The organism is Undibacterium sp. 14-3-2 (genome assembly GCF_016595265.1).
In the GTDB taxonomy this organism is placed as follows: domain Bacteria; phylum Pseudomonadota; class Gammaproteobacteria; order Burkholderiales; family Burkholderiaceae_D; genus Undibacterium; species Undibacterium aquatile.
Genome location: NZ_JAENGS010000001.1, coordinates 745,323 through 763,110 on the forward strand (window position 1 = coordinate 745,323; position 17,788 = coordinate 763,110).

At 51.0% G+C, this 17,788-nt stretch carries 16 protein-coding genes; 14 read left to right on the forward strand and 2 right to left on the reverse strand.

Going from position 1 to position 17,788, the window contains the following annotated elements; translation table 11 throughout:
- Nucleotides 1-42: 42 nt before the first annotated feature.
- The 8 genes from aspS (at nucleotide 43) to Undi14_RS03375 (ending at nucleotide 7,692) form a co-directional block, all read left to right on the forward strand.
- On the forward strand, nucleotides 43-1,848 hold the full coding sequence (gene aspS, locus Undi14_RS03340) for an aspartate--tRNA ligase (RefSeq protein ID WP_200177895.1): 1,806 nt from the start codon (nucleotides 43-45) through the stop codon (nucleotides 1,846-1,848).
- 70 nt (nucleotides 1,849-1,918) lie between these two features.
- Nucleotides 1,919-2,488 carry a GNAT family N-acetyltransferase gene (locus Undi14_RS03345; protein WP_200177896.1) on the forward strand — a complete coding sequence of 190 codons (570 nt, stop codon included), beginning with the start codon at nucleotides 1,919-1,921 and terminating at the stop codon, nucleotides 2,486-2,488.
- A 102-nt stretch (nucleotides 2,489-2,590) separates the two neighbouring features.
- Complete coding sequence (locus Undi14_RS03350; protein ID WP_200178218.1) at nucleotides 2,591-3,397, forward strand: CsgG/HfaB family protein; 807 nt, start codon at nucleotides 2,591-2,593, stop codon at nucleotides 3,395-3,397.
- Between the two features lie 386 nt (nucleotides 3,398-3,783).
- On the forward strand, nucleotides 3,784-4,263 hold the full coding sequence (locus Undi14_RS03355; RefSeq protein WP_234030383.1) for a cache domain-containing protein: 480 nt from the start codon (nucleotides 3,784-3,786) through the stop codon (nucleotides 4,261-4,263).
- Between the two features lie 187 nt (nucleotides 4,264-4,450).
- Nucleotides 4,451-4,900 (forward strand): dihydroneopterin triphosphate diphosphatase, encoded by a 450-nt coding sequence (nudB, locus tag Undi14_RS03360; protein WP_186884756.1) that lies wholly within the window; start codon nucleotides 4,451-4,453, stop codon nucleotides 4,898-4,900.
- A 4-nt stretch (nucleotides 4,901-4,904) separates the two neighbouring features.
- Nucleotides 4,905-5,711, forward strand: coding sequence for an endonuclease/exonuclease/phosphatase family protein (locus tag Undi14_RS03365; protein WP_200177897.1), 807 nt, complete (start codon nucleotides 4,905-4,907; stop codon nucleotides 5,709-5,711).
- 11 nt (nucleotides 5,712-5,722) lie between these two features.
- Nucleotides 5,723-6,895, forward strand: coding sequence for a phosphatidylserine/phosphatidylglycerophosphate/cardiolipin synthase family protein (locus tag Undi14_RS03370; protein ID WP_200177898.1), 1,173 nt, complete (start codon nucleotides 5,723-5,725; stop codon nucleotides 6,893-6,895).
- Nucleotides 6,892-7,692, forward strand: coding sequence for a DUF429 domain-containing protein (locus Undi14_RS03375; protein WP_200177899.1), 801 nt, complete (start codon nucleotides 6,892-6,894; stop codon nucleotides 7,690-7,692). The genes Undi14_RS03370 and Undi14_RS03375 overlap by 4 nt, the downstream gene beginning before the upstream one ends.
- A 185-nt stretch (nucleotides 7,693-7,877) precedes the next feature.
- On the opposite strand, the gene Undi14_RS03380 is transcribed toward Undi14_RS03375, so the two are convergent.
- Nucleotides 7,878-8,531 (reverse strand): TetR/AcrR family transcriptional regulator, encoded by a 654-nt coding sequence (locus Undi14_RS03380; RefSeq protein WP_200177900.1) that lies wholly within the window; start codon nucleotides 8,529-8,531, stop codon nucleotides 7,878-7,880.
- Nucleotides 8,532-8,798: 267 nt separating this feature from the next.
- Between Undi14_RS03380 and Undi14_RS03385 the strand changes: the two genes are divergently transcribed.
- The 6 genes from Undi14_RS03385 to Undi14_RS03410 all read left to right on the forward strand — a co-directional run bounded on the left by Undi14_RS03385 (nucleotide 8,799) and on the right by Undi14_RS03410 (nucleotide 16,847).
- Nucleotides 8,799-9,194, forward strand: coding sequence for an RNA-binding S4 domain-containing protein (locus Undi14_RS03385; protein WP_186884761.1), 396 nt, complete (start codon nucleotides 8,799-8,801; stop codon nucleotides 9,192-9,194).
- 282 nt (nucleotides 9,195-9,476) lie between these two features.
- Nucleotides 9,477-10,079, forward strand: a complete 603-nt coding sequence (locus Undi14_RS03390; RefSeq protein ID WP_186884960.1) for a TetR/AcrR family transcriptional regulator — start codon at nucleotides 9,477-9,479, stop codon at nucleotides 10,077-10,079.
- Nucleotides 10,080-10,155: 76 nt separating this feature from the next.
- Entirely contained in the window at nucleotides 10,156-11,946 is a 1,791-nt protein-coding gene (locus Undi14_RS03395; RefSeq protein WP_186884762.1) for an acyl-CoA dehydrogenase C-terminal domain-containing protein, read from the forward strand.
- 193 nt (nucleotides 11,947-12,139) lie between these two features.
- Nucleotides 12,140-14,527: a 3-hydroxyacyl-CoA dehydrogenase/enoyl-CoA hydratase family protein gene (locus Undi14_RS03400; RefSeq protein ID WP_200177901.1), complete on the forward strand. Its 2,388-nt coding sequence runs from the start codon at nucleotides 12,140-12,142 to the stop codon at nucleotides 14,525-14,527.
- A 123-nt stretch (nucleotides 14,528-14,650) separates the two neighbouring features.
- Nucleotides 14,651-15,847 (forward strand): acetyl-CoA C-acyltransferase, encoded by a 1,197-nt coding sequence (locus tag Undi14_RS03405; protein ID WP_186884764.1) that lies wholly within the window; start codon nucleotides 14,651-14,653, stop codon nucleotides 15,845-15,847.
- A gap of 223 nt (nucleotides 15,848-16,070) precedes the next feature.
- A complete protein-coding gene (locus Undi14_RS03410) occupies nucleotides 16,071-16,847 on the forward strand; it encodes an enoyl-CoA hydratase (RefSeq protein WP_186884765.1) in 777 nt (258 codons plus the stop codon).
- 94 nt (nucleotides 16,848-16,941) lie between these two features.
- Here the strand turns inward: Undi14_RS03410 and Undi14_RS03415 are convergent, their stop codons facing one another.
- A complete protein-coding gene (locus Undi14_RS03415; RefSeq protein ID WP_200177902.1) occupies nucleotides 16,942-17,667 on the reverse strand; it encodes a DNA/RNA non-specific endonuclease in 726 nt (241 codons plus the stop codon).
- Nucleotides 17,668-17,788 lie beyond the last annotated feature (121 nt).

Here is a 17,788-nt window from a genome sequence, read left to right on the forward strand (position 1 = left end):
ATCAACTCATTTTAAATTTTGAATACAGACAGGTAAGAAATTATGTCCATGCGTACCCATTACTGCGGCCTCACTACTGAGGAATTACTCGGCCAAACCGTCAGCCTGTGCGGCTGGGTTCATCGTCGTCGTGATCACGGCGGTGTGATTTTTATTGATCTGCGCGACCGCGAAGGTCTGGTGCAGGTGGTCTGCGACCCTGATCGTGCAGATGTTTTCGCTGCCGCTGAATCTGTGCGTAATGAATTCTGTCTGCGTATCACCGGTGTTGTACGCAGCCGCCCTGAGGGAACCGGTAACGCCAATCTGAAATCCGGCAAGATCGAAGTGCTGGCACACAACGTTGAAGTGCTGAATCCTTCCGTTACGCCACCGTTCCAACTGGATGACGACAATCTGTCTGAAACTACACGCCTGACCCACCGCGTACTCGATCTGCGTCGTCCGCAAATGCAAAACAATCTGCGTCTGCGTTACAAAGTCGCGATGGAAGTGCGTAAGTTCCTCGATGCAAACGGCTTCATCGATATCGAAACACCGATGCTGACCAAATCCACACCGGAAGGCGCACGCGATTATCTGGTGCCATCTCGCGTGAATGCGGGTAACTTCTTTGCGTTGCCACAGTCGCCGCAGTTGTTCAAACAATTGCTGATGGTGGCCAACTTTGACCGTTACTACCAGATCACCAAATGCTTCCGTGATGAAGATCTGCGCGCTGACCGTCAGCCAGAATTTACTCAGATCGATTGCGAAACATCGTTCATGAATGAGCAGGAAATCCGCGACATGTTTGAAGGCATGATCCGTCTGGTCTTCAAAAACACGCTGGATATCGACCTGCCGAATCCATTCCCAGTGATGGACTTTGCCGAAGCGATGGGTCTGTATGGTTCCGACAAACCGGATATGCGCGTCAAGCTGCAATTCACTGAATTGACGGATGTGATGAAGGACGTGGATTTCAAAGTGTTCTCTGGTGCCGCTAACATGAACAATGGTCGGGTGGTTGGTTTGCTGGTGCCTGGCGGCGCGAACATGCCGCGTTCCGAGATCGATGCGTACACGCAATTCGTTGCGATTTACGGCGCTAAAGGTCTGGCCTACATCAAGGTCAACGAACTGGCAAAAGGCCGTGACGGTCTGCAGTCGCCTATCGTCAAAAATATTCATGACGCTGCATTGACAGAAATTCTGAATCGCACCGGTGCCAAAGACGGCGATCTGATTTTCTTTGGTGCAGACAAAGCCAAAGTTGTTAACGATGCGATCGGTGCGCTGCGCGTCAAGATCGGCCATAGTGAATTCGGCAAAGCCAACGGCTTGTTTGAAGATGTCTGGAAACCATTGTGGGTGATTGATTTCCCGATGTTTGAACATGACGAAGAAAATGATCGCTGGACCGCAACGCATCATCCGTTCACTGCTCCGAAAGATGGTCATGAAGACTTGATGGAAAGTGATCCGGGCAAGTGTATCGCCAAGGCTTACGACATGGTGCTGAATGGTTGGGAACTCGGCGGTGGCTCGGTTCGTATTCACCGTGCAGATGTACAAAGCAAAGTGTTCCGTGCATTGAAGATCGACGATGCCGAAGCGCAATTGAAATTCGGTTTCTTGCTGGACGCATTGCAATACGGCGCGCCTCCGCATGGTGGTCTGGCGTTTGGTCTGGATCGTATCGTCACGATGATGACTGGTGCAGAATCGATTCGCGATGTGATCGCTTTCCCGAAAACTCAGCGTGCACAATGTCTGTTGACGCAAGCACCATCGGAAGTCGACGAAAAGCAATTGCGCGAATTGCACATCCGTCTGCGTGCGACAGAGCCAGCAATCAAAGCCTGAATTATTTCAGATTAAAAAAAGCGCGGATTCCGCGCTTTTTTTTTCGTCATCTTTTTTGAAAAATTGAACTATGCTGAATTTGACCACGCAGATTCGCCTTGCCAATCCGGCAGATGCACCGCGTCTGGCCGTGCTTGCAACGCAGGTCTGGACGCATACCTATGCGAAGCAGGGCATTAATGATGAGATTGCCAGCTACGTCCTGAAGAATCTGACGCCTGCTTATTTTCTGCAATTTATACAACAGGCATCGCAGCAACTGCTGGTGGCGGAACATCAGCAACATTTGCTCGCACTGGCATTGGTGGATACTGATAGTGCATGTCCGACGTGTGACGCTAGCCATGTTGAATTGAAGACTTTATATGTGCAGGCACATTTTGCTGGCAATGGTCTTGGTACAGCATTGCTGCAACGTGCCGGACAACTGGCTGCGGCACAAGGCAGCCGCTTGTGGTTGAGTGTCAATGCGGAAAATAGCAAAGCGATGCAGTTTTATCAGAAACATCAATACCAGCAATGTGGCGAGATCTTTTTTGACTTAGGAGAGACCCGGCATAAAAATTGGATCATGTTACAAACACCAGACACAGCGCAAGAACCAGCGCAGAGACGCGGAGCGCTATCGTCAACGCCCTGAAACATAAATTGTTACGAATTTTACATATCAGGTTTGGCGTTGCGGAGTGCAATTTCGTGTAAATTCGGCGGGTTCATTTTTTGGAAGATTGGGTTCGTAGTGATGAAATATCGTCTGTCTGCATCTCGTTGCGGTGTCTGTGTTGTGCTCGGGCTTACTGCATTCGTACTGAGTGCCTGTGGTGAAAAAAAGACCGAGCTGGGACAAGGTTCGTCGGAAGTCACCGGTGCTGCGGGGCCAGTCGGTGCAATGGGAGCAAACAAATCGCTGGTGAAGTGTGATGCACCTGTCGCCACGCTGGCGCTGGTGGAAAATCCGAATGGTTATACGCTGCAAAGCTCCTACAATTTGCCGACTTCGCCTGTACCGCTGATTCGTTTGCTGGCGCAGCAAAGCGGATGTTTCCGCGTCGTTGACCGGGCGTCAGGTCTGAAGGCCGTGATACAAGAGCAGGATTTACAGGCGCAGGGCATCATTCGCAAGAACACGTCCGTGCAAAAAGGCAAAGGCTATGAAGCGCAATACACCATGACGCCGAGCCTGACATTTTCCGAAAGCAAAGCTGGCGGCGTGCTCGGAGTCATTATGGGTATGGTTCCTTTCCTGAAAAACTATACCGGATATGCAGAAAAGGTCAGTTTTAAAGAAGCGCAGGTCGCACTATTGTTAACTGATAACGAGACAACCGAACAAATTGCTGCGTCAACGGGCGCTGCGAAGACGACTGATCTTGGTATCGGCGGACTCAGTTTTGGTGGTGGCATAGGCGGCTTAGGGGCTGGATGGAGCAATACCAACGAAGCCAAAGTGATTGTTGCCGCCTTTCTTGATGCACACAATAAACTGGTGCCGCAGATCAGGCAGTTGCAGAGTAAAGAATTACCACCTGCTGTGCCGCTGAAGAAATAGCATATATTTTTTTCGGGTGATAAAAAGTTCATTCAGGGTTCGCATGGCGAACCCTTTTACGTTGTGGGCGCTGTTGCATATTGATTTTCCTGAAATGAACATTCTCGTGAAACCCGTTTACTGCTGAATTGATCCGCCGTATTCAGCCTTACAGGCACAGCTTCAATACCCATTGAGCGAACTGAAAAATATTGTTGCACGAAGCTGGGAGTGCATTTTGTCACGCTTAGCGTTGGTGCTACATACCGTCACAACGACATCGATACGACAATGTGAATTCTTGTTTCCAGATGCAATTAAGCAATAAAAAACTGCTATAACTATCCTGTAGTTACAAGGAATATTGGTATCTGGTCAGAACAATAATTAATTTCAGGGAGTGGAAAATGAGCAGTTTTGTAACAAAAATCATGCCGGTCGCCATGTTGGCAAGTGTTGCATTGTCGTCTGTCGCGTATGCGACGGATCATGGGACTGAAGCGGAAGCACAAGAGATGGTAAAAAAAGCGGTGGCGCTGGTGAAATCAGCCGGTCCGGAAAAAGCCTATAAAGCATTCACCGAGCATCCAGACGCAACGTTTAACCATAAAGATCTGTATGTCTTCGTGTACGACTTTGAAGGCAACTGTCTGGCACAGGGTGCGAATGCCAAGATGGTTGGTAAAAATCTGTTGTCGATGAAAGACGTTGATGGCAATGCATTTATCAAAGGCATGATCGATACCGTCAAAGCATCGTCAAAAGGCTGGTACGGTCCGTATAAGTTCAATAATCCGGCGACCAAATCGTATGATCTGAAACGTTCGTATTGCGAACGTGGTGCGGGCGATACCATCGTGTGTGTCGGCACTTACGTTGCCAAATAATTTGCTTAGGAAAGTGCCAGCTGCAAAACGCGGGTACTGATCTGACAAAAGTAAAACGCTGTTCCGTGAAAGTTTGTTCCGGAGCAGCGTTTTACTTTCAGCGAAAGAAAAAAAACGGCAGCTAAAGGCGCTAGAATGGTGTGGTTGACGACACATGTATGTATAAGCATAAGCACCCACGAGCATAATGTCCCCGTATAAAATTCCTGAATCTGTGTTGGTTGTGATTTACACCCCGGCACTCGATGTACTCTTAATTGAACGCGCTGATAAAACCGGTTTCTGGCAATCGGTCACTGGCTCTAAAGATACGCCGGACGAAGCGTTGCTTACCACCGCCATACGTGAAGTGGCAGAAGAAACTGGCATCGACGCTACGCAATTTGCGCTGCGCGACTGGCAATTATCGAATGTGTATGAAATTTATCCGGTCTGGCGTCATCGCTATGCGCCGGGTGTGACGCACAATACGGAACACGTATTTGGCTTATGTGTCAGCCCGGATGTCACGGTGCGCCTTGCCCCGCGTGAACATGTGCAATATCAATGGTTGCCGTGGCAAGCCGCTGCAGACCGCTGTTTTTCAGCATCGAATGCAGAAGCGATATTGCTGCTGCCAGAATTTAATCAGAACTGAAATCATGAAGCTACGCATTGCGACCTACAACATCCACAAAGGCGTCAGTGCTTTTGGCCGGCATGAGCGCATACACAGCATTAAAGACGCGATTGCTGCGCTGGATGCCGACATGGTGTTTTTGCAGGAAGTGCAGGGGCAGCACGATATGCACGCCAGAAAACATCTCAGTTGGCCGCAAGAAGGGCAGCATGAATTTCTGGCGGGGGCATCGCATCATGTCGCGTACGGAATGAATGCGGTGTACGACCACGGGCATCACGGCAATGCCTTGCTCAGTCGCTTTCCGATTACCACTCAGGTGAATCATGATGTCTCGGATCACGCGTATGAACAACGCGGTATTTTGCATGCCGTGGTACGCGCAGATCAGGTCGATATACATTGTTTTGTGATTCATCTGGGCTTATTTGCCGCCAGCCGCCGGCGCCAGATTCAAGCGCTGATTGACACCATCCAAAGAGATACGCCAGCCGATGCGCCACTGATCATCGCGGGGGATTTTAATGACTGGAATCAACGCCTCAGTTCTGCTTTATATGAACAGCTAGGCGTGGTGGAAGCCTTTGATGTGGATGGTCAGCATGGTATTGATAAATTCCAGCGCAAAGGTCTGGCGCATTTATTTTCGCAGTCCGCCTCTGCTCATGCCCGCACATTTCCAGCGGGCTTTCCATGGCTTTGTCTGGATCGCGTGTATCTGCGCGGCTTTCATATCTCTGCCGCCAATGTGATGACTGGCGACCCCTGGCGTAAATTGTCAGATCATGTTCCCATCATGGCGCATCTTGAATTGCGCCAGCTTCGCTGATGGTTTGAGGCATGAAAAAGCTTCACTACATCGACGGTAATGACGTCCGCCTATTGCATTCTGGTGGGGAATATTTTTCTGTCTTGCTGGCGGCGATAGCGCAGGCGCAACATGAAATCTGTTTGGAAACCTATATTTTTGCGAGCGACGTAACGGCAACGCAGGTGCGTGATGCGCTGATTGCGGCCGCGCAACGCGGCGTCGTAGTGCGGGTGGTGATCGACTGGCTGGGCAGCGGGCGCGATCAGGCTTTGCAATTGACTGCCTTGCTGGTCGCTGCCGGTGTAGAGTGTCGCTGCTTTAATCCGTGGTTCCGGCGCGGATGGGCGCGCACCCACAGAAAAATTTGTGTGATCGACCGGCAGCGTGCGTTTCTGGGCGGCTTTAATATTATCAGCGACGACATTTCAGATGATGGCTGGGCGGATGCCTTACCGTTTCCACGCTGGGATTTTGCGGTCGCGATCAGTGGCCCGCTGGTCACGCATATTCATCTGGAAGCCGATGCCCAATGGCGGCGCACAGGCCGGCTCGATTTGCTGTCCCGGATAGGTCTGATGCGTGATTTGCGCACCGACGCAAAAGTCTCGCGCAGCCAGCTTCGGCACCTCAGCCGGGCGGCGCTGGTTGTCCGCGATAATCTGCGTAACCGCGCCACCATACAAAAAGCTTATTTACATGCGCTGGGCAACGCACGCCAGAGCGCGGTGCTGGTGACACCTTATTTTGCGCCCGGCAGAAAATTCCGGAGTGCTCTGATTTCTGCGGCGTCACGCGGCGTGAATGTAACGCTGCTGATCGGCGTGAATCAATTTGTTTTGCAAGACGCCGTCGCGCATTCTTACTATCCAAAGTTACTCAGCAAAGGCGTGCGCATTGTTGAATACAGGAAAACACAATTGCATGCGAAAGTGGCTGTGATCGACAATGATTGGGCGACGGTCGGCTCCAGTAACTTTGATGGGCTGAGCCTGTTTGTTAATCATGAGGCCAATATCGTGATTCGTGACAAATATTTTAACCAGCGCCTGACGACCGAGTTGCAACAAGGCATTGACGATGGCGTTGAGGTATTACTGGAAGATTATGTCAGCCGCGCATGGTACCGGCGTGCCTGGTATGGCAGCGTGTATCTGCTGTATCGCGGTCTGATGCGCATTGTCACGCTGGGTGGCTACGGATGAGGCTGCACGGCGTTGATTTCACTTCTGCACCGACGAAACGCAAGGCGATCACCATCGCCAGCGGCGCGCTGAGATCTGGCGTTTTATGTCTCGACAGCTTGCAATCGCTGATGAGTTTTGCGGCGTTTGACGCATGGTTAAGACATGACGGGCCGTGGCTGGCTGGGTTTGATCTGCCATTTTCTTTACCACGGGAATTGCTGACGCATTTGTGCTGGCCGCTGGAGTGGCAAGCCCTGATACACCATTTGACTACCGTCACGCGCGCAGAGATGCGATTGCAATTTAAGGCTTTTTGCGATGCCCGTCCGGTCGGTGGTAAGTTCGCGCACCGGGCGACCGATATTCCGGCAGGCTCGTCGCCCTCGATGAAATGGGTCAATCCGCCGGTCGCGTATATGTTGCATGCGGGTGCGCCGCGCTTGCTGGCCGCCGAGGTCAGCATTCCCGGCATGATTGCCGGTGATCCGCAACGCATTGCGCTGGAAGCTTATCCGGGCATGGTGGCGCGCAGTATTACCAGCGCTTCGTACAAGAGCGACGATAAGGCGAAGCAGACACCGGAACGCCGCCTTGCGCGTGAGCGCATCGTTTTTGCGCTGGAGCAGGGCGCCACCCCGTGGCAGATTCGGCTGGATGCCGGACAGTTCCGCGATGCGCTGATCGATGATGGCAGCGCCGATCTGCTCGACGCCGTGCTCTGTCTGATGCTCGCCGCATGGGCGTGGCAACGGCGGGAGCAGAATTATGGTTTGCCGGTATTTGATGCGCTCGAAGGCTGGATCGTCGGTGCCTGAATCTGGTCTGGCAAATGCCGGATTTGTGGCTGATGTCAGCCAGCGTTGAACGAATATCCGGCGTTGACGCCGTAAAGTGCAAATTCAGCGGTTTTTGATGCTAAATATACTCCCCCCAGTATGTTTTAAAGCCCTTTATTCTCAAGGAGATGAAGGCGTTTTTAATAAAAACAGGGGGAGTATCCTTAATTTTCTTCTGCGACACCCGTATCGGTGGTGGCGCGTATGCCGCTGCTGATGAATTTCAGCAAATAGGGCGCGGCGTTCAGATTCAGCTTGTCAGCGTACGGCGTACCCGCCAGACGCGGCAGACTGGTATCGACGACATGGTGTAGCAGCGCCCCCAGCGTAAATTGATAACTCCAGCAAATGCTGTCGGCGCTGGCGTAGGGCAGCGCGTCTCGCAGGGCGGCGATGAATTCTTTCGCCATCGGTTCGTAAAAATCCTGATAAATCCGTTCGCTGGCTTCGTGTTGGTCGATGGCGCCGCGCATGACCATGCGGCAGAAATACTTGCCTTCCGGGTGTTGATTCAGTTGCAGGGTAGGCAAAATGAAGGCGGCAATGACGGCATCAAGCATGCTGTCGTTCCTTGCCTGTTGGCGCGCATGACGTAATTTGTCGAGGCGCTCGGCCAGATAACTGCTGTGATATTCAAAGATCGCGTGGTACAACTCATTTTTGGCACCGAAGTAATATCCGACCAGCGCAACAGGAACTGCGGCTTCATGCGCAATGTCGCGAATCGATACGCCCTCGTAGCTTTGCGCTGCAAAGCATTTTTCGGCAGCGATCAGAATGGCACGCTTTTTTCCGTTCAAATCATCAACTGAGCTCATCACAGATCCCAAGGTGCAAACGTCTATGCCAACAGTAAGGTGTCGTGAATTGTACGGTCGTGCGAATTCTTGTCTATGCGCGCCGCAACATAAGCAACGGAATCCGCAGCTGTTCCTGCGCTGGCAAGATAAATGCCTTGTATTTGCCGTCGGGCTGCAATACATTGCTTCAAAATAGAATGAACGTACGGATTTGGCAGCGGCGCCTTTTCAGTCGCCAGTCACACCTGGTACAGGTCTGCCAGCCGTCAGAACAAAATGATAGACATGAGCGACAAGAACGAGAAGAACGACACGATCCGTATCGATAAATGGCTATGGGCCGCGCGGTTTTTTAAAACCCGCAGCCTCGCCACGCATGCCGTCGAGCTGGGTCGGGTTTTGCAGAACGAACAGCGTATCAAGCCAGCGCATAGTGTGAAAGCCGGTGATCTGATCGAAGTCCAGCACGGCGAACAAATCTGGCAGATCAAAGTGCTGCGCGTCTCTGATGTGCGCGGACCGGCAGCGGTCGCGCAAACGATGTATGAAGAAACGGCAGAGAGTCTGGCAAAACGCAGTAAGGCAGCGGAAGACAGAAAATACTTCCGCGAACCTGCCGCTCAACTGCAGGGGCGGCCGACCAAGCGTGACCGGCGGCAAATCGATTTTACCCGCGGCTAATTTGAAGAAAAGCTCTATTGCAGCGCGACGGGGCAGCTTGACAGCAATATTGTGGAGGTTGGAATTTCAGAGGGAAATACGGCCAAAAAGGAGTAAAAAAACGGCAGCCGTCAGGCCTGCAAAACAAGTAGATACTCTCCTCTAAAGACGGAATCGGGTTTGACTTTTAATGCGCTCTGCTTAATAGTACGAGCGTTCGATTAATTCACTGGTTTACATGTTTTATGTAAGCAAGAAGCATTTCAATAAAAACAATGTAATATGAATATGACATCGAAATTCATGCGTAAGGGAGAATTGACTCGCGCCGCCATTCTGGATGTTGCACTGGACGCCGCCAGTCGTGATGGCATCGAAGGTCTGACGATAGGTTTGTTGGCCGACAAGATGAACATGAGCAAGTCCGGCGTTTTTGCTCATTTCGGCTCGCGCGAGGATTTGCAGATCGAAGTGCTGAAGTTATATCACCATCACTTTGAGCAGGAAGTGTTCTACCCGAGCATGAAAGAAGAACGTGGCTTGCCGCGTTTGCAGTCGATGTTTGCATTGTGGATTAAACGCGTGACGGTTGAAATTGCCTCTGGTTGTATTTATATCAGTGGCGCGGCCGAATACGATGATCGGCAGGGACCTATCCGTGATGAACTGGTCGGCATGGTGAAAGCCTGGCAAGGCGCATTGCACCGCGCAGCAAGTCAGGCCATCCAGCTTGGTCATCTGAATGCCAATGTGGATGCCGATCAGATCGTGTATGAAATGTATGGACTGATACTCGCTCTGCACCATGATGCGCGTTTCTTGCGCAAACCAGGAAGTGTGGATAGGGCACAGGTCGGATTTGAACGAATGATCGAATATTACGCGCCAGCAGCTTCAAAAGTCTGAGGCGGCTGTCGTTGTTGTTGCAAGCCAAATTTTGTTTCTCAATCTAATGTACTAACTTTGCCGTCAGGAGAAAATCATGGGTCAATATATCGCTCCATTGCGTGATATGCAGTTCGTGTTGCATGAATTATTGAATGTTGAATCTGAACTCAAGCAACTGCCTAAGCATGCTGAAGTCGATGCTGACATCATCAATCAGATTCTGGAAGAAGGCGGCAAATTCAGTTCTGAAGTCATCTTTCCGCTGAACCATTCCGGTGACCGCGAAGGCTGCCACCACGACAAAACAAACCACACCGTTACGACACCAAAAGGCTTTAAAGAAGCGTACAAACAGTACGTGGAAGCTGGTTGGCCAGCATTGTCCTGCGATCCGGAATTCGGTGGTCAGGGCTTGCCTGTTGTCATCAACAATTCTTTCTATGAAATGATGAATTCTGCGAACCAGGCCTGGACGATGTACCCAGGCTTGTCGCACGGTGCTTACGAATGTATCCATGAACATGGCACACCAGAACAACAAGCGTTGTATCTGCCTAAGCTGGTTTCCGGTGAATGGACAGGTACGATGTGCCTGACCGAACCACATTGCGGTACCGATCTGGGCTTGCTGCGTTCTAAAGCTGAACCACAGGCAGACGGCTCTTACAAAATCACAGGCGCAAAAATCTTTATTTCTGCCGGTGAACATGATGTTGCCGAAAATATCGTTCATCTGGTGCTGGCACGTTTGCCAGATGCACCGGAAGGTTCAAAAGGTATTTCCCTGTTCATCGTACCGAAGTTCTTGCCGAATGCAGACAGCACACTGGGCGCGCGCAACCCGATTTTCTGCGGCGCGATCGAAGAAAAAATGGGTATCCATGCTAACTCCACTTGCCAGATGAATTTGGACGGTGCAACTGGCTGGTTGATCGGTGGCCCGCACAAAGGTCTGAACGCGATGTTCGTGTTCATGAATGCAGCGCGTCTGGGCGTTGGTATGCAAGGTCTGGGTCTGACTGAAGTCGCGTATCAAAACGCGCTGGTGTATGCGAAAGACCGTATCCAGATGCGTAGTCTGTCTGGCGTGAAAGCACCGGACAAAGCCGCTGATCCGATTATCGTTCACGCTGACGTGCGTCGTATGCTGTTCACAGCAAAAGCCTACGCAGAAGCTGGCCGTGCATTCAGCTCCTACGTTGCCCTGCAACTGGATAAAGAACTGAATCACCCTGACGAGCAAGTACGTAAAGACTGTGCCGATGAAGTTGCGTTGCTGACACCGGTCATCAAAGCCTTCATGACAGACAATGCATGGACTGCGACCTCCGAATGTCTGCAAGTCTACGGTGGCCACGGTTTCATCGCTGAATGGGGCATGGAGCAATACGTGCGTGATGCCCGTATCAACATGATTTACGAAGGCACAAACACCGTTCAGTCACTCGATTTGCTGGGTCGTAAAATCCTGATGGACAACGGCGCGAAACTGCGTAAATTCGGCGCGAAAGTACAGGCGTTTGTCGAAGCGAACGGTACAGACGAAGCGATGGCAGAGTTCATCACGCCACTGGCTGAAATCGGTGACAAAGTGACGAAGCTGACGATGGAAATCGGCATGAAAGCCTTCCAGAACCCAGATGAAGTCGGCGCTGCTGCTGTGCCTTATCTGCGTGTGGTCGGCCATCTGGTGTACAGCTATTTCTTCGCACAAATGGCAAAAATCGCTCTGGCAAAACAAGATTCCGGCGATACCTTCTACAAAGCGAAACTGGCTACAGCACGTTTCTACTTTGCCCGCCTGTATCCTGAAACAGCCATGCTGATCCGTCAGGCACGTTCCGGCTCCGCTAATCTGTTGTCTCTCGAAGCTGATCTGTTCTGATGCAAATGCGCTCTCCCGTCAAACGGAGAGCGTTATTGGTAACGGATGAAATGATGTCATCAGATTGAAGCTCTTCGGTAGCAGAATATCAACCGGAGTTGCTTCATCTGTCACCCGTTCCCATCCTCTCGCTAAGAGGGGTCATCTGAAAAAATTGCTTTTCGTTGTTTTACGAATTTAACCGAGGTTAAAAATGACCAATTTCATCGTTAAAAAAGTCGCTGTTCTCGGCGCTGGCGTCATGGGTGCGCAAATTGCTGCACATTGCGTCAATGCAAAAGTGCCTGTTGTTCTGTTTGATTTGCCGGCCAAAGAAGGCCCGAAAAACGGCATCGTTCTGCGTGCGATCGACAACCTGAAAAAACTCAATCCTGCACCGTTTGGCAATAAAGACGACGCTGCGCTGATCGAAGTCGCTAACTACGAAGACAATCTCGACGTGTTGGCTGGATGTGATCTGATCATTGAAGCGATTGCTGAACGTATGGACTGGAAACATGATCTGTACAAAAAAGTTGCACCACACATTGCGCCAACTGCGATCTTCGCTTCGAATACGTCCGGCCTGTCGATCACAGCTTTGTCCGAAGGCTTTGACGCAGAACTGAAAGCGCGTTTCTGCGGCGTGCACTTTTTCAACCCACCACGTTACATGCATCTGGTGGAACTGATTCCTACCGTGGCTACCCGTCCGGAAATCATCGACCAGCTCGAAGGCTTCCTGACAACAACGCTGGGTAAAGGCGTCGTTCGTGCGAAAGACACACCGAACTTTATCGCTAATCGCGTTGGTATTTTCGGTATGCTGGCAACGATTTACGAAGCAGAAAAATTTGGTCTGACCGTTGACGTTGTCGATGATCTGACCGGTAAAAAACTCGGTCGCGCGTCGTCCGGTACTTTCCGTACTGCCGACGTGGTTGGTCTGGATACCATGGGTCATGTGATCAAGACCATGCAGGACAACTTAGCGGATGATCCTTTCTTCGCGGTCTATAAAACACCGGAAGTATTGGCGAAATTAGTCGCAGCCGGTGCGCTCGGTTCTAAAACCGGTGCCGGTTTCTACAAAAAAGTGGGTAAAGACATTCAGCGTCTTGACTTCGCGACAGCACAATACGTGACTGGCGGCGCGAAAGCAGATGACGTTGTTGCCCGCATGCTGAAAGAAAAAGATCCGGTCAAAAAAATGAAGACCCTGCGTGAATCGACCAATGTACAGGCGCAGTTCCTGTGGGCGATTTTCCGTGATGCGTTCCATTACATCGCTGTGCATGGCGCAACGATTGCCGACAATGCACGCGACATCGACTTTGCGATGCGCTGGGGTTTCGGCTGGCAGGTAGGTCCGTTTGAAACATGGCAGGCATCAGGCTGGCAGGAAGTAGCTGGCTGGGTCAAGGAAGATATCGATGCTGGTAAAGCATTGTGTAATGCTCCATTGCCAGCGTGGGTATTTGATGGCCGCACCGGTGTCCATACAGCCGAAGGTTCCTGGTCTCCAGCAAGCAGCACTTATGTTCCGCGTTCCAAACTCGCTGTGTATGACCGTCAGGCATTTCGCGCTCCTGTACTCGGTACTGGCGCCGCGACTGGTGCAACAGCTGGTACAACATTCTTCGAAGATGACTCCGTCCGTATCTGGCATCAGAATGACGACGTGCTGATTCTGTCGATGAAAACCAAGATGCATGTGATTGGCCCAGGCGTGATCGAAGGCATGGAAAAAGCGATCGCCGAAGCTGAGAAGAATTACAAAGGTCTGGTGATCTGGAGTGCCGATGCAGCTGATGGCGGCGCGTTCTCTGCCGGTGCTGACTTGCAAGCGATGCTGCCGCTGTTCATGTCCGGTGGTGTGAAAGCGATCGAGCCTGCGATTTCCCGTCTGCAAAATGCGCATCAGGCATTGAAATACGCGAACATTCCTGTGGTGGCAGCTGTTTCCGGCCTGGCACTTGGTGGCGGTTGCGAATTGATGATGCACGCAGCAAAACGCGTGGCGTCGATAGAATCCTACATCGGTTTGGTTGAAGTCGGCGTTGGTCTGGTTCCTGGCGGTGGCGGTCTGAAAGAAGCAGCAGTGCGCGCTGCAGCGGATGCTAAAGGCACAGACTTGCTGCAATTCCTGAAGAACTACTTCACCAATGCAGCGACTGCAGCAGTATCCAAATCGGCACTGGAAGCGAAGAAAATGGGTTACCTGTCTGACAGCGATGTCGTCGTGTTCAACCCTTATGAATTGCTGCATGTAGCGAAGGTAGAAGCACGTGCGATGTTTGATGCGGGCTATCGTGCACCGATGAAAAAACTGGTGCCGGTCACTGGTCGTCATGGCATCGCAACAATTGGTGCGCAATTGATCAATATGCGTGACGGCGGCTTCATTTCTGCGCATGACTTCAAACTCGGCAGAATGATTGCAGAAGTGGTTTGCGGTGGTGATATCGATAATGGCAGTCTGGTCAGCGAACAATGGTTGCTCGACATGGAACGTAAGGCGTTTATGGAATTGCTGAATCATCCGAAAACGCAAGAGCGCATCATGGGCATGATGCAAACCGGCAAACCAGTACGCAATTAATCAATTTGTCACCGGAACGATAGCTGCGTTACGCAATCTTGCCGTACTAAAGTACCGTCTTCGATAGCGCGCCTTGCTCTCCTTCCGGATACAAATTGACTTTACTCAAAAGGAGTACTCAAAATGACTAAACAACTTCAAGACGCATACATCGTCTCTGCTACACGTACCCCGATCGGCAAATCCGGTCGCGGTATGTTCCGTAACACCCGTCCTGATGATCTGCTGGTGCGCGTACTGCAATCGGCAGTGGCACAGGTACCTAATCTCGATCCGAAACTGATCGAAGACGCGATTGTCGGCTGCTCGTTTCCGGAAGGCGCGCAGGGCTTGAATCTGGCGCGTATGGGTGTATTGCTGGCAGGTTTGCCTAACACTATCGGTGGCGTCACGATTAACCGTTACTGCGCATCCGGTATCACTGCCGTGGCAATGGCGGCTGACCGCATCCGCGTTGGTCAGGCCGACGTGATGATTGCTGCCGGTGTCGAATCGATGTCCATGGTACCGATGATGGGTAACAATCCATCGATGAATATGGCGATTCTGAAAGATGAAAATGCCGGTATCGCTTACGGTATGGGTCTGACAGCGGAAAAAGTTGCTGCGCAATGGAAAGTTTCCCGTGAAGCACAAGACGCATTTGCCTTGCAATCGCATCAACGTGCAATCGCTGCGCAAAACGCGGGCTACTTCGATGCGGAAACCACTTCTGTGGATATCATCGACCGTGTGCCGAATCTGGCGACTGGCGAAATTGAACTGAAAACCCGTACCGTGACACGCGATGAGGGTGCACGTCCTGATACATCTCTCGAAGGTCTGGCAAAACTGAAAGCCGTGTTCGCCGCCAAAGGCAGCGTTACTGCCGGTAACAGCTCGCAGACTTCCGACGGCGCAGGTGCTTTGCTGATCGTCAGCGAAAAAATCCTGAAGCAATTCAACCTGACACCGCTGGCACGTTTCGCGTCTTTCGCCGTGCGTGGCGTACCACCGGAAATCATGGGTATCGGCCCGAAAGAAGCGATTCCGGCTGCTTGCCGCGCCGCTGGTATCACGCAAGATCAGATCGACTGGTTCGAACTGAATGAAGCATTTGCTGCGCAATCGCTGGCAGTGGTGCAAGACCTCGGCCTCGATCCAGCGAAAGTGAATCCTATGGGTGGCGCGATTGCATTGGGTCATCCACTGGGTGCAACTGGTGCGATCCGTTCCGCAACCACCATCCATGCATTGCATCGTAATAACCTGAAATACGGTATGGTGACGATGTGCGTTGGTACCGGCATGGGTGCAGCTGGTATCTTCGAACGTATGTAAGCCTTAAGCCCTGGCCGCAATCAAAACGCGCAGAATAGTTTTTCTGCGCGTTTTTTTTAAAGGTATGTGAAATGATCTGGAATCTGCCCTCATACGGGCGAGACAAATTGTTACTGCCGCCAGTGCACGATGGATGACGAAAAACTTCATACTGTTGACAGCAGGCTTTACAATTACTGGTCATAACACCCCAAAAAAATAATCGATTTGAAGAGACAAAATAATGGATATCCTGACTCACAAAGAAAATGGCATTCTGACGATTAGCTTCAATCGCCCTGAAAAGAAAAATGCGATTACCGCGGCAATGTATCAGGCGATGGCTGACGCATTGCGTGACGCCGAGAGCGACAATGCCGTGCGGGCGATTCTGATTACCGGTAAGCCAGAAATTTTTACTGCCGGTAATGATCTTGAAGACTTCATGAAAAATGCCTCTTCACTTGCTTCACCAGAGGTTGTACCTCCTGTCTATCAGTTCATGCAGGCATTGAATGAATCGGGCAAGCCGGTAATTGCTGCTGTTTCCGGTGCAGCCGTCGGCATCGGTACGACCTTGCTGATGCATTGTGATCTGATTTATCTTGCCGATAATGCGAAGTTATCCATGCCATTCACGCAATTGGGTTTATGCCCGGAATTTGCTTCCAGTATGATTTTCCAGAAAATCGTCGGCTATCAGCGTGCCGCTGAGAAATTGATGCTGGGTGAACCGTTTAGCGCGCAGGAAGCGTTGGAGATGGGATTTGTCAACAAAGTCTTACCGCTGGACGAGTTGTTACCGTATGCGCAGCAAGTCGCTGCAAAAATTGTGGCTTTACCCGCAGCGTCGATACGCGTCACTAAACGTCTGATGAAAGCGAATCAGCCTGCCGAAGTGAATGCAAAAATGCTGGAAGAGAATAAACATTTTGCGGCGATGCTGAATGGCCCAGAAGCCAAAGAAGCATTCATGGCCTTTTTCCAGAAACGCAAACCGGATTTCAGTCAGTTCAATTGATGACTCAGCTGACCAATCAGCTTATAAATCAACTCATAAAGCAACTCGCAAACAGCCCGTTCATTTAACTGAACGGGCTGTTTTATTTTGGCGCTTACATTCTCTCAGTAAAGAACTGTATGCCTGTGCGTTTGACCAGTTCTTCATAGGTGATCGGTTTTCCTGCTTTTGTGTTGTCGATGTTTTCGACCCAGTAAGCCCATCTCTTGTTTTCTGACGGGTCATAGACCAGTTTGAAAAGATATTTGGGTACCCAGACTTTATTCTCTCCTATCGTTGTCGGCCTGGCTTCAAATACCGGACCAGTCAGGACATAGACATCACCACGGGCACGCATCGCATATTTACGCGTCGCATTTTCTATCGACGCCCAGGTCTTTCTATTGTTTTCCGGTGCTTGCGGAACCATGTTTGCAAGAGAAAAACTCTGCGCCATTGCCTCCGGTGTTGCCATATTTCCTGCCGGCGCCATGTGACCACGATCATAGCCGGAGTTCTTGTAATCGCTCAGTTCAGCGCGTTCAGCGCGAGGCAAACGGGCGTCGGCAAAAAAACGATTCGTTCTTTCGTTTCCTTTCGCATCGATGATGGTTTGCCGGTTGAGTTTTTCTGCGACATAAATCGGTGTGTGGCTTTTGGCCGAATGAAGGATCGCGAACGATGAATAGCACAATGCCCGTGCATTGAGTTCGGTTTCATGCGGGATAACGGGAATCTGTCCTCTGGAAAAAAATTGGCGACATTCTGAAAATGGCGGGGCGGCAAAACTGGCAGACGACGATAGCACTAACGCTAACGCGAAAATAAACTTTTTGAACATGAATTTTATGCGCGAAAATCAAAAGAAAAACAGGTACTGAAAACCGCAACTCATACAACCACGCGGCCATCAGCAAAGCGGGAGAGTGAAGCGAAGAGAAAGTGCAGCAGCACATTTCCGA

Coding starts and splice junctions, on each gene's coding strand:
- aspS (WP_200177895.1), top strand. CDS start 43: ATGTCCATGCGTACCCATTACTGCGGCCTCACTACTGAGGAATTACTC.
- Undi14_RS03345 (WP_200177896.1), top strand. CDS start 1,919: ATGCTGAATTTGACCACGCAGATTCGCCTTGCCAATCCGGCAGATGCA.
- Undi14_RS03350 (WP_200178218.1), top strand. CDS start 2,591: ATGAAATATCGTCTGTCTGCATCTCGTTGCGGTGTCTGTGTTGTGCTC.
- Undi14_RS03355 (WP_234030383.1), top strand. CDS start 3,784: ATGAGCAGTTTTGTAACAAAAATCATGCCGGTCGCCATGTTGGCAAGT.
- nudB (WP_186884756.1), top strand. CDS start 4,451: ATGTCCCCGTATAAAATTCCTGAATCTGTGTTGGTTGTGATTTACACC.
- Undi14_RS03365 (WP_200177897.1), top strand. CDS start 4,905: ATGAAGCTACGCATTGCGACCTACAACATCCACAAAGGCGTCAGTGCT.
- Undi14_RS03370 (WP_200177898.1), top strand. CDS start 5,723: ATGAAAAAGCTTCACTACATCGACGGTAATGACGTCCGCCTATTGCAT.
- Undi14_RS03375 (WP_200177899.1), top strand. CDS start 6,892: ATGAGGCTGCACGGCGTTGATTTCACTTCTGCACCGACGAAACGCAAG.
- Undi14_RS03380 (WP_200177900.1), bottom strand. CDS start 8,531: ATGAGCTCAGTTGATGATTTGAACGGAAAAAAGCGTGCCATTCTGATC.
- Undi14_RS03385 (WP_186884761.1), top strand. CDS start 8,799: ATGAGCGACAAGAACGAGAAGAACGACACGATCCGTATCGATAAATGG.
- Undi14_RS03390 (WP_186884960.1), top strand. CDS start 9,477: ATGCGTAAGGGAGAATTGACTCGCGCCGCCATTCTGGATGTTGCACTG.
- Undi14_RS03395 (WP_186884762.1), top strand. CDS start 10,156: ATGGGTCAATATATCGCTCCATTGCGTGATATGCAGTTCGTGTTGCAT.
- Undi14_RS03400 (WP_200177901.1), top strand. CDS start 12,140: ATGACCAATTTCATCGTTAAAAAAGTCGCTGTTCTCGGCGCTGGCGTC.
- Undi14_RS03405 (WP_186884764.1), top strand. CDS start 14,651: ATGACTAAACAACTTCAAGACGCATACATCGTCTCTGCTACACGTACC.
- Undi14_RS03410 (WP_186884765.1), top strand. CDS start 16,071: ATGGATATCCTGACTCACAAAGAAAATGGCATTCTGACGATTAGCTTC.
- Undi14_RS03415 (WP_200177902.1), bottom strand. CDS start 17,667: ATGTTCAAAAAGTTTATTTTCGCGTTAGCGTTAGTGCTATCGTCGTCT.